The following is an 11,195-nucleotide window of genomic DNA, read 5'->3' as shown; positions in this document are numbered from 1 at the left end:
GGGGTTCCCGCACGCCCGTGCCGGAACGCCGTGACGACGGTGAACGACGAGCGCGGGGAAAACAGGTATGCGAACGGGTACTTCGACCGTCGTCCCCGTCCGAGCGACACGGAACCATGGAACATGACAGTTCCAGTGCTCCAGGGCAGAGGTGCGGTTCGATGATCGAAGGCTCACATGTCGCGGCATTCCCCCACGTCTCCGCGGACCGCCGGGTCCCGACGGATCGGCTGATGCTCCGCAGCTGCGACGACTGCAAATCGCTGTCGGCCCTCGACAGCGGAACCTGTGCGGACTGCGGCGGCACGGCACTGTCCCGGGTCCCGTCCTGCGGTGTCGGGTCGATCGTCTCCTGCACTGTCGTTGCCTCCCGCTCGCGCTGTGACGCGAAGGTCCACACCGCGCCCTGCACGATCGCGATCGTCGAACTCGACGACGGACCGTGGATGTACGCCTGGATCGAGGGGCGTCCGCCCGCACGGTCCGGTGCGCCCGTCCGGGTCCGGTTCGCGCACGAGGAGCCGGGGGAGCGGTACCCGTACTTCGTGTGCGCGGCCTGACCGAGCCCCGGCCGGTTCAGACGTCGCGGAGGGCGGGGAGCGTCCTGCCGACGAGCCACCCGTCCCACAGCGGTCGGAGCGACCGGTCGGAGTAGTGCGCGGCGAGGTCCGTGAAGTCCTCCGTCGTGACCGTTCCGTATCGGTACTTCGCCGTCCACTCGTGCAGCAGCGCGAAGAAGTTGTCGTCACCGAGTTCGGTGCGCAGCGCGTGCACGGTGAGTGCGCCCCGCTTGTAGACGCGGTCGTCGAACATCAGCGTCGGACCGGGATCGCCGAGTACCAGGTCGTACGGCAGCCCGGACTGGGTGCGGTGCACCTGCGCGGCGATCTCCCGGGCGGTCGGGCCGCCGGAGTTCTCCGACCACAGCCACTCCGCGTAACACGCGAATCCCTCGTGCAGCCAGATGTGGCGCCACGCGCCGAGGGTGAGGCTGTTGCCGAACCACTGGTGCGCCAACTCGTGGGCGACCAGCCGCTCCGACCCCCGCCTGCCGTCGCAGTGGTTTGCTCCGAACACCGAAATACCCTGTGCTTCAACAGGAATTTCCAGCTCGTCGTCGGTGACGACGACGGTGTAGTCGGCGAACGGGTACGGCCCGAACAGCCGGATGAACGTCTCCATCATCTCCGGCTGACGCGCGAAGTCGTGGTCGAAGCGGGTGCGCAGCCGCTGCGGTAGCACGGCGTGCATCACCACCGGGGTGTTCGTGGCGACCCGACGCCGCTCGTACGGCCCGATCTGCACCGTCGCCAGATAACTCGCCATCGGTTCGCTCTGCTCGTACACCCAGGTCGTGTGGCTGGCCCGAACCTGCTTGCGTACCAGGGCGCCGTTGGCGACGACGTGATACGGCGAATCGGTGGTGATCGAGATCTGGTAGCTCGCCTTCGAACTCGGGTGGTCGTCGCACGGGAACCAGGACGCCGCGCCGTTCGGCTGGCTCGCGACGATGGCGCCCTCGCTCAACTCCTCCCAGCCGACCTCGCCCCACGGGCCGCGGACCGGCTTCGGGGTGCCCGCGTACTGCACCGTCACCGACAGCGCGCCACCCGACGGGATCTTCTGGGCGGGCGTGACGGTGAGCTTGCCGTTCTGATGGGCGTACTTGGCGGCGCGGGTCCCGTTGACCGACACCTTCGACACGGCGAGCGACTGGGACAGGTCGAACGCGAACTTGGTGCGCGCCTGCGTCGTTGCCGCAGTCACCGTCGCCTTGCCCGCCAGCCGGTTGCTCGCAACCTTGTACGTCAGGTCCAGCTCGTACCGCGACACCCGGTAGCCCCGGTTGCCGACGCCCGGGAGGTACGGGTCTATCGGTTCCTCGTAGAACTTGCCTGCACCGCCGGCGGTGATGGACTTACCTGTGGTCGCCTTCCCCGGTTTCATGTCAGGCCCCCGTCCACGGGCCGATCGGATTGCCCTGCCAGCGGGTGCTCGGCGGCACCACGTCGCCGCGCATGACCAGGGACGCCGGTCCGACCGTTGCGCCGTCGCCGATGCCGGATGCGGGCAGCGCGACGCAGTGCGGGCCGAGGGTGGCGCCTGCGCCGAGGGTGACGGTGTCCATGGCCATGATCCGATCATGGAACAGGTGCGTTTGCACGACGCACCCGCGTTCGACGGTGGCGCCGTCGCCGAGAGACACCAGGTCGGCCTCGGGCAGCCAATATGATTCGCACCACACGCCGCGCCCGATGGTCGCGCCCATGCCGCGCAACCACACGTTCAGCACGGCCGTCCCGGTGGCGGCGCGGGCGAACCACGGTGCCGCAACGGTTTCGACGAACGCGTCCGACACCTCGTTGCGCCACACGAACGAGCTCCACAGCGGATGTTCGGTGCGGCCGATCCGGCCGACCGTCAACCACTTCGCCGCGACCGAGACGACCCCGGCGACCGCCCCGGCCACCAGCAGGACGACACCGCTGAGCAGCGCCGCGGCCCAGTAGCCCATCCCTCCGGCGAGGGCCTGCAGCGCGAACAGCACGCCGAGGCCGATGCCGAAGGTGACCATGACGGGCAGCAGGCGGCACGTTTCGACGGCGCCGCGCGCGACCTTGAGGCGTGTCGGCGGCGCGAAGGTGCGTTCGGTGTCGCCGTCGCTGGCGGCGCGGCGCAACTTCACCGGCGGGCTGCCCAGCCAGGATGAGCCGGACTTCGCCTTCGTCGGCGCCGCGGACAGCACCGCGACGAGGCCGTTCTTCGGGACCCGCCGGCCCGGCCCGGCCATGCCGGAATTGCCGAGGAAGGCGCGCTTGCCGACCTTCGCCTCCTGGATGTGCAGCCACCCGCCGCCCAGCTCGTAGGACGCCACCATGGTGTCGTCGGCGAGGAAGGCGCCGTCGGCGACCGTGGTGAACTTCGGCAGCAACAGGACCGTGGACGCCTCGACGTCCTTGCCGATGTTCGCGCCGAGCAGCCGCAGCCAGACCGGGGTGAGCAGGCTCGCGTAGAGCGGGAACAGGAAGGTGCGCGCGGAGTCGAGCAGTCGTTCGGTGGCCCACACCTGCCAGCCGACCCGGCTGCGGACGGGGTGGTACCCCTCGGTCAGTCCGACGCCGAGCGCCCGGACCGCGGCTACGGTCAGCGCCGCGAACACGAACAGGGCCAGCAGCGTGGCGACCGGCAGCCACAGCAGCGCCGACGGTATCGCGGCGGCGATGTCGGGGGCGTCCGCGACGGCGGCACCGATCACCGCGATCCCCGCGGCGAGCGCGATGATCGGGAGCGAGGCGATCGCCAGCGACGTCAGCCCGTAGACCGGGACCCAGTGGCTGGCCTGTTGCGGGCGTTCCGACGGCCACGGATGGTCTGCCTTGCCGACCTTGACTGCGGGTGAGCCCGCCCAGCTCTGTCCGGCCTTCACCCGGCCGATGACGGCGGAACCGGGAGCGACCTCCGCGTTCTTGCCGATCCGGGCGCCGGGGAACAGGGTCGAGCGTGAGCCGATCGCGGCGCCGTCGCCGATGCGGATGGCGCCGATGTGGATGACGTCGCCGTCGATCCAGTGCCCGGACAGGTCGACCTCGGGCTCGACGGAACAGCCCTCGCCCAGTTCGAGCATGCCGGTGACGGGCGGCAGGGTGTGCAGGTCGACGCCGCGCCCGATCTGCGCTCCGAGCGCGCGGGCGTAGTAGATCATCCACGGCGCGCCCGACAGGTTGGCGGCTCCACTGGCTTCGGTGAGCCGGTGTGCGACCCACAGACGCAGGTGTTCACGGCCGCCGCGCGGGTAGGTGCCCGGTTGCAGTCCGCGAAGCAGGATCCGGCAGCCGGCGACGGCGATTCCCATGCGGCCGATCGGGGTGATGAACAGCAGCACCCCGAGCAGCACCCACCACCACGACAGCGCGGGCGCCCACGGCACGTCGGCGAACCACGCGAGGAGGTTGTTCACGACCGCCAGCCAGGTCACCCACTGCAGTCCGGTCAGCGTGGTCAGCGGAACCGTCCACAGGATCTGCTGCCACTGCGCGGATCGCGGGGTCGGCTCGACGGTGCGGGTCTCCACCGCGTTGGTGGGGGCGAGGGAGTCGAGGTGTTCGGCGAGCGATCCCAGTCGGGGATGGTCATACAGTTCCGCGACCGTCACCTCGGGGAAGCGTTCCCGCAGCGCCGTCACCAACTGCGCCGCCGACAGCGATCCGCCGCCCGCCGCGAAGAAGTCGTCGTCGGCGCCGGTGATCTGCGCGCCCAGGATGGACGACCACAGCCCGGCGACCCAGGCCGCGGTTCCGTCGAGACCGGAGTCCGCGGCGGTCTCCTCGGCACCCGGCAGCGGCCACGGCAACGCCGCCCGGTCCACCTTGCCGGAGGTGCGGGTCGGCAGTTCGGTCACCAGCGCCAGCCGCGGCACCAGGGCGGCGGGCAACTGCTCCGCCAGATGTGCCCGGGCCGCCGCGAGGTCGAAGTCCGGGTCCGTGCTGGCGAGATATCCGACGAGGATCGAGTGGCCGGTCGACGTCTTCCGAACCGCGGCGGCGGCACCGGCGACGCCGGGTAGGTTCTGCAGCGCGTTGTCGACCTCGCCGAGTTCGATGCGCCTGCCACCGATCTTGACCTGGTCGTCGGCGCGCCCCTGGAAGAGGAGCCCGTCGAGTTCGAGGCGGACCAGGTCGCCGCTCCGGTAGGCGCGCTCCCAGCCGAGGGACGGCATAGGAGCGTACTTCTCGGCGTCCTTCGCCGGGTCGAGGTAGCGGGCCAGCCCGACGCCACCGATGACGAGCTCTCCGACGTCACCGACTGCGACCGGGTTGCCGTCGCCGTCGACGACGGCGAGGTCCCAGCCGTCGAGGGGCAGTCCGATGCTGACGGGGGACTTTCCGTCCATCTCCGCGGCGCATGCCACGACGGTGGCTTCGGTGGGGCCGTACGTGTTCCAGACCTCGCGCCCGGGGGTGGCGAGCCGTTCCACGAGCTCGGGCGGGCACGCCTCGCCGCCGAAGATCAGCAGTCGCACGTCCTCGAGGGCTTCGGCGGGCCACAGCGCCGCCAGCGTCGGGACGGTCGAGACGACGGTGACGTCGCGGGAGACCAGCCAGGGGCCGAGGTCCATGCCGCTGCGGACCAGGGAACGCGGGGCGGGTACCAGGCAGGCGCCGTGCCGCCACGCCAGCCACATCTCCTCGCAGGAGGCGTCGAACGCGACGGACAGTCCCGCGAGGACGCGGTCGCCGGGGCCGAGCGGCTCGCCCTGCAGGAACATGCGGGCCTCGGCGTCGACGAACGCGGCGGCGCTGCGGTGACTGACCGCGACACCCTTCGGGGTGCCCGTGGAGCCGGAGGTGAAGATGATCCAGGCGTCGTCGTCGAGGTCCGGAAGCCGGGGGGTGTTCTCGCGGGCGGGGGCAGTACCCGCCTCGACACCCTTCCCGGTGAGGATCGCCGCGACCTGCGCTTCCCCGAACACCAGCTCGGCGCGCTCGTCGGGATCGTCGGCGTCGACCGGGACGTACGCGGCGCCCGCGGCGAGCACGGACAGGATCGAGGAGTAGAGGGCGTGCGAGCCGGACGGCATCCGGATGCCGACTCGGTCGCCGGCGCCGACACCGAGGTCGCCGAGCCACTGCGCGCCCCGATGGACCTCCTCGAGCAGCTCGGCGTAGCTGAGGGTGGTGTCGCCGTCGTCGATGGCGGGAGCGTCGGGATGGGCCTCGGCGGTCGCGGTGAGGACGTCGACGAGGGTGCGGGGCTCGGGTGCGTGCGGCGACCGCAGGTACTCGGCCGGGATCTGCTGCGAGCGATCCGATGGTGATTGCAGGTGCAACGCCGGTGGTTCCTTCTCTCGTGGCCGTCGAGTCCCGTGCCGTGTTCCATCATCGGCGAGGCTCGTGTCGGGGAGGTCACGACTCCCCGACTGTTCGCGCCGTTCTCTCACGTCAAGTTTGCGAGTTGGTGAACAAAACCACTGTTTCGGCGCGTGACGAGCCTATGCCCGGGTACCGACCGCGGTCGGCGGTCGGCCGCCCAGCGTGTCGATACACTGCGCCGGTGAACGCGACCGCGACGATCGCCCGGCTGCGCGCGCTGATCGACCACCCGCGGACCGGGGCCGAGGAGCGTGCGGCGGCCCGTCGGATGCTTGACCGCCTGCTCGCCAAGCAGCCCGGGACCGCCGCCGGCCGTCCGGGGCCGAGGCGCACCGGATTGGGCAGGCACGTTCGGATCGAGCACGTCGTGGACGCGATCCGGATCGACCTCGCCCTCGCCCGCACGACGGCAGCGGCCCCGCGATCGGCGCAGCCGCTGGCGGACGGTCACGGAGTCGTGGTCCGCGACCCGATTCGTGACGCACCCGAGGGCATCGTCTTCGACGTGACCGCGGACGGCGAGTTCGCGGTCGTCGTCACGATCGACGGGGTGCCGCCGGACTGGGGCTGGGACGAAGGGGTTGGGACCGTCAGCCCGCGACTACAGGGTCTCGCCGACCGGGTCGCCGAGGTCGTGAACGGGTACGGCGACGCCGGACCCGACGGCTCACCGAGGTTCTTCGGACGCGTCCGGGTGCCGGGACACACGCTCGTCTGGTAGCTCCTGTCAGCGCGCCCCTCGTGCGAAGCCGGACCTCCTCGCCGCCAGCGCCGCGACGAGCCGCACGACGTCCGGCGCGGACGAGACGTCCAGTCCGGTCAGCGCGGCCACCTTCCGGAGCCGGTAGACGACGGTGTTCGGGTGGACGTGCAGGGCGTCCGCCACGGCCGCCCGGTCGCAGCCCGCGTCGAGATAAGCCTCCAGGGTCTCCAGGACCCCGGGATGGGCGTCGAGCGGCGACAGGAGGGCGGCGAGCACCGGTGATGCCGACGTCGGTCGTGTGAGCTGGTACTCGAGCGCGACGTCACGCAGTCCCACCGTGCCCGAGGAGTGGCCGTAGCGACGTGCGACGTCGAGGATTTCCTGGGCGTGCACGTAGGCCTGCGGAACGTCGACGGGTGCGGCGACCGTCACCGCCGCGACGACGGCAGCGCCGATCGTCCGTTCCATGTCCTGGAGGTTCCGGCTCAGCTGCGCGTACTGGGTGTTGTCCTGCCAGTCGTCGGGGCCGGGTTCGGCCGCGAGAATCGGAATGAGCACGCCGCCACCGCTGCTCGACAGGACACTCAGTGCCTCGTCACGACCCAGGTTGTCCAGTTCGCGCTGGAGTCGCCGGACCTTGCGGCGTTCGGCGACCACGACGTCGACGTCGGCGGATCGCTCGTCCGGGTGCGGGTCGACATGGATCGACACCACCCAGTACAGCCTCGGCAGGTCGGTCCCGGCGCGCTGCGCCGCAGCGGTCGGATCCGCGCCCGACGTCAGGGCGAGGAACAGGGCGCGTCGCGCCGAGTCGTCCTCACCGGGCAGTGCCCGATCGGATCCGTACCCGGCCAGTACCGCCGTCGTCGCCGCCAGCAGGTGCGCGTGCAGCAGGGTGCCGGCCCGGGCGACGTCGGCGGTGTCCTCGGGCCGGGCGAGGTCGCCGATCGAGGTCCACCAGTGTTCGACACCGAGGTGGTACGCCTTCAGCACCTCGGCCAGCGGCACGAGTTCCTCCGCGCGCCGTCGCGCCGATTCGCGCACCTCGGTCAACTCGTCGGCGGAGGGCGGTCGCAGCGACCGCAGGCTCGCAACGAACAGTTCGAGGTTGCGCCGGATGATCGCGGTGACGTCTCCGCGGACCGCCTCCTCGGGCAGGGACCGGTAGAACGCCACCCGAGTCCGGACCGTCTCCACGGTGGCCGCGGTGATTCCGTGGGTGTGCTGGGCGAGCTGATCCGCGAGAGGGCGGCCACCCACCACGATCGGTTTGTTCACGGACACAAATTCTCCCTGATTGTCGAACCGGACAGACAAGGACCACCTGCTTCTTTCTCGTGAGTATGTAACCCACGCCACTCGGGATCAGACAAATCCCAGGACCTCGGCGCCGGACATCCGAAGGAGACGACCCCGTGCACTTTCCGACCCGAACCGCCGTCGTCCTCGCCGCCGCAGGTGCGCTGCTCGCCGCGTCGGCGGGTGGCGCGGTGGCCGATCCCACCGGTCCGCTCGACTACGTCGCGCTCGGCGACTCGGCCGCCGCGGGTCCGCTGATTCCGGATCAGGACCTCGGCACCCCGGGCTGCCTGCGCTCGCACCGGAACTACCCGGCGGTCGTCGCGGCATCGCTCGGAGCCCGCCTCACCGACGTGACGTGTTCGTCCGCGCGCAGCAGCCACATCGGTGCCGTGCCGCAGTCCACGTTCGCGGGTACGGTCCCACCGCAGGTCGACGCTCTCGGCGCCGACACCGACCTGGTCACCGTCACAATCGGCGCCAACGACGTCAACCTGTTCACCACGGCACTGAGGTGCCTGAACCCGTTGCCGGAGCCGTCCGGCACCTCCTGCGCCGACTCGTTCACCGCCGGCGGCGTCGACCGATTGCGCGACCTCGTCGACCAGGCCGCTCCGCAGTGGGGAGCGACCCTGGACGAGATTCGGTCGCACGCACCGAACGCCGAGATCGTCGTCGTCGGCTACGGCACCTACACCCGACCCGGTGGATGCCCCGACCGGCAGCCGATGTGGCCACGTGACGCCGACTACCTGCAGCACGTGATGGACTCCGTCAACGACGCGATGGCGGAGCAGGCGCGCTCGCGCGCAATGACATTCGTCGACATCAGGCCCGTCACCGCCGGACACGACATCTGCGCGGATCCGGCCTCGGCGCACTACGCCGGTGCGGTCCCGGCGGAGTCCGCGGCGCCGCTGCACCCGACCGCGCTCGGCATGCAGGCGATCGGCGCCCACGTCGCCGACCGGCTTCGCTGACCGCTTCCCCCCGCTTCACTCCAACAACCCCGTCGACCCCGAGGTCTCCCATGACGCTGCGTCCACCCGCGACGATCACGCCTGCCCCGGCCACCGGCCGCACCACCATTTTGTCCGGGGCGCTGGTCGCCCTGTTCCTGGCCAACCTGCTCAACTTCTTCGATCGCGCGATCCCCGCCGTCGTCGCCGAACCCATCAAGGCCGAGTACTCGCTCAGCGACCTGCAACTCGGCCTGATCACCTCCGCGTTCACCGTTGTCTACGCGATCGCGGGACTGCCGTTGGGACGCCTCGCCGACCGGGGGAACCGGCCCGGGATCATCGGGGTCGGACTCCTGGTGTGGAGCGGGCTGACGGCGGCAACAGGTGCCGCCGGAAACTACGTGCTGTTCATCCTCGCCCGGCTCGGTGTCGGGGTCGGGGAGGCGGCCTTCACGCCGGCCGCGAACTCGATGATCGGGGATCTGTATCCCGCCGATCGACGGTCCCGCGCCCTCGGAGTCTTCATGCTCGGGCTCCCCGTCGGCCTCATGCTCGCGTACTTCACGGTGGGGCGGATCGCCGAGACCTTCGACTCGTGGCGGGCGCCGTTCTTCGTCGCGGCGGTCCCCGGCGTCGTTCTCGCGCTGGTGATGCTGCGCATGCGCGACCCGGAACGCGGTGGTGCGGAGCAGGTTTCGGTGTCCGACTCCGGTCCGGTCCGACGTCCGATCCGCCAGCTGCTGTCGATCCCGACGTTGCGCTGGCTGATCCTCGTCGGCCTGACGTTCAACTTCGCGGCCTACGCGGTGAACTCGTTCACCGTCCCGCTCCTGATGCGGCAGTACGACCTGAAACTGACGTCCGCGGCCGTCGTGACCGGGGTGATCGTCGGTCTCACCGGGCTCCTCGGACTGCTGCTCGGCGCCCGCTACGCGGACCGGGCGTCGGCGACCTCCCCGCGGGCCCGTCTCATGATCGGTGTCGTCACCAGCGCTGCCGCAGCACCTCTCACCGCGGTTGCGCTGATGCAGGGCGGTGGCAGCGTCGTGGCGTTCACCGTGCTGTTCGCGCTGGGGTGGCTGCTCGCCTACGGCTTCTACATCAGCGTGTACCCGGCGATCCACGACGTCGTCGTGCCGCGGTTGCGGGCCACCGCGACCGCCCTGTTCTTCGCCGCGATGTACCTGCTCGGCGGATTCGCGGGGCCGGTCGTGGTCGGTGGGCTGTCCGACTGGTTCGCCGGACGCGCCGCGGAAAGCGCAGGCGCGCAGGACGTCACGGCGTTCGCCGGGGAGGGGCTGAACTCCGCGTTGTACCTTGTGCCACTGATGCTCGCGCTCACCGCCGTGTTCATCCACCTCGCCGCCCGGCGTGTCGGTGCGGACTCGGCGCGTATGCACGCAAGTCTGACCGAATGACCCAACCGAAAGGCGAACCAGGAATGCCGAGTACGCGTGTGATGCTGCGCAGGACCGCCCTCGCCGCCGCCGTGTGTGCCGCGGTCGGCATGGCGGTGCCGACCGGGACCGCCGCCGCCCAGTCGGCCGCAGTCCCGGAGGTGGGGCACCGGTGGGCGGACTCCGGGCCGTACACCCCGGAGGTGTCGATCGGGCTGGTGCACACCGTGTACTACCCGCGCGAACTCGGCGCCAACGGTGAAAGGCATCCGGTTGTGGTGTGGGGCAACGGGACCGGAGTCGTTCCCGGTGCGTACACGTCCCTGTTGCGCCACTACGCGAGCCACGGATTCGTCGTGGTGGCGGCGAACACGCCGACGAGCAACTTCGCGATCACCATGCGGTCCGGCATCGACCGGATCGCGGCCGAGGCGGCGGACCCGGGGAGCATCTTCTTCGGCAAGGTCGACCTCGATCGCATCGGCGCGGCCGGGCACTCCCAGGGCGGGTCCGGCGCGATCAACGCCGCGATCGACGATCGCGTCGACACGGTGGTGGCGATCCAGCCGGGACCGCTCAACGACGTCGACCTGATCGACGAGCCGGTGCTGTATCTCGCCGGTCAGTACGACCTCGTGGTGTGGCCGTCGGTGGTGCGCGCGATGTACCGCGACGCCGACCACGTGCCCGCCGAGTACCTGGAGCTGCGGGGTGCCGGTCACTTCGGTACCGGCGTCACCGGCGGCGCGATGCGCGGTCCGAGTACCGCCTGGTTGCGGTACTGGCTCATGGACGACCCCAACGCACGCGCGGAGTTCTTCGGCGAGGACTGTGGGTACTGCTCGGACACCGGGCAGTTCTCGGGGTTCGACCGGAACACACTGGCCCGCCAGATACCCGGCTGACGTCGCGGGTCGGTGACCCGGCGCCCGTTCTTGCGTGTTCGGCAATCATCCTTGTCGAA

General features: G+C 70.6%; 8 protein-coding genes. 5 read left to right on the top strand and 3 right to left on the bottom strand.

Going from position 1 to position 11,195, the window contains the following annotated elements; all coding sequences use genetic code 11:
* Nucleotides 1–161 precede the first annotated feature (161 nt).
* The gene (locus ACFSJG_RS26975) at nucleotides 162–560 is read left to right on the top strand and encodes a Zn-ribbon domain-containing OB-fold protein (protein ID WP_378488321.1); all 399 of its coding nucleotides are present in this window, start codon (nucleotides 162–164) and stop codon (nucleotides 558–560) included.
* A gap of 16 nt (nucleotides 561–576) precedes the next feature.
* On the opposite strand, the gene ACFSJG_RS26970 is transcribed toward ACFSJG_RS26975, so the two are convergent.
* Nucleotides 577–1,947 carry a M1 family metallopeptidase gene (locus ACFSJG_RS26970; protein ID WP_378488320.1) on the bottom strand — a complete coding sequence of 457 codons (1,371 nt, stop codon included), beginning with the start codon at nucleotides 1,945–1,947 and terminating at the stop codon, nucleotides 577–579.
* A 1-nt stretch (nucleotide 1,948) separates the two neighbouring features.
* A complete protein-coding gene (locus ACFSJG_RS26965) occupies nucleotides 1,949–5,827 on the bottom strand; it encodes a Pls/PosA family non-ribosomal peptide synthetase (protein ID WP_378488319.1) in 3,879 nt (1,292 codons plus the stop codon).
* A 224-nt stretch (nucleotides 5,828–6,051) separates the two neighbouring features.
* On the opposite strand from ACFSJG_RS26965, the gene ACFSJG_RS26960 reads away from it, so the two are divergent.
* Entirely contained in the window at nucleotides 6,052–6,591 is a 540-nt protein-coding gene (locus tag ACFSJG_RS26960; protein ID WP_378488318.1) for a hypothetical protein, read from the top strand.
* A 6-nt stretch (nucleotides 6,592–6,597) separates the two neighbouring features.
* Here the strand turns inward: ACFSJG_RS26960 and ACFSJG_RS26955 are convergent, their stop codons facing one another.
* Nucleotides 6,598–7,851, bottom strand: a complete 1,254-nt coding sequence (locus ACFSJG_RS26955; protein ID WP_378488317.1) for a PucR family transcriptional regulator — start codon at nucleotides 7,849–7,851, stop codon at nucleotides 6,598–6,600.
* A gap of 137 nt (nucleotides 7,852–7,988) precedes the next feature.
* On the opposite strand from ACFSJG_RS26955, the gene ACFSJG_RS26950 reads away from it, so the two are divergent.
* Genes ACFSJG_RS26950 through ACFSJG_RS26940 form a run of 3 tightly spaced genes read left to right on the top strand, consistent with a single transcriptional unit; the run spans nucleotide 7,989 to nucleotide 11,136 of the window.
* Nucleotides 7,989–8,852, top strand: a complete 864-nt coding sequence (locus tag ACFSJG_RS26950) for an SGNH/GDSL hydrolase family protein (RefSeq protein ID WP_378488316.1) — start codon at nucleotides 7,989–7,991, stop codon at nucleotides 8,850–8,852.
* 50 nt (nucleotides 8,853–8,902) lie between these two features.
* Nucleotides 8,903–10,252: a spinster family MFS transporter gene (locus ACFSJG_RS26945; protein ID WP_378488315.1), complete on the top strand. Its 1,350-nt coding sequence runs from the start codon at nucleotides 8,903–8,905 to the stop codon at nucleotides 10,250–10,252.
* A gap of 23 nt (nucleotides 10,253–10,275) precedes the next feature.
* Entirely contained in the window at nucleotides 10,276–11,136 is an 861-nt protein-coding gene (locus tag ACFSJG_RS26940; RefSeq protein WP_378488314.1) for an alpha/beta hydrolase family protein, read from the top strand.
* Nucleotides 11,137–11,195 lie beyond the last annotated feature (59 nt).

Source organism: Rhodococcus gannanensis (assembly GCF_042681175.1).
Classification (GTDB): Bacteria; Actinomycetota; Actinomycetes; order Mycobacteriales; family Mycobacteriaceae; genus Rhodococcus_G; species Rhodococcus_G gannanensis.
This window is presented reverse-complemented; position numbering and strand designations above follow the sequence as displayed.

Bases quoted from the DNA above. Each gene is read 5' to 3' on its own strand.
- ACFSJG_RS26975 (WP_378488321.1), top strand. From the start codon at position 162: ATGATCGAAGGCTCACATGTCGCGGCATTCCCCCACGTCTCCGCGGAC.
- ACFSJG_RS26970 (WP_378488320.1), bottom strand. From the start codon at position 1,947: ATGAAACCGGGGAAGGCGACCACAGGTAAGTCCATCACCGCCGGCGGT.
- ACFSJG_RS26945 (WP_378488315.1), top strand. From the start codon at position 8,903: ATGACGCTGCGTCCACCCGCGACGATCACGCCTGCCCCGGCCACCGGC.
- ACFSJG_RS26940 (WP_378488314.1), top strand. From the start codon at position 10,276: ATGCCGAGTACGCGTGTGATGCTGCGCAGGACCGCCCTCGCCGCCGCC.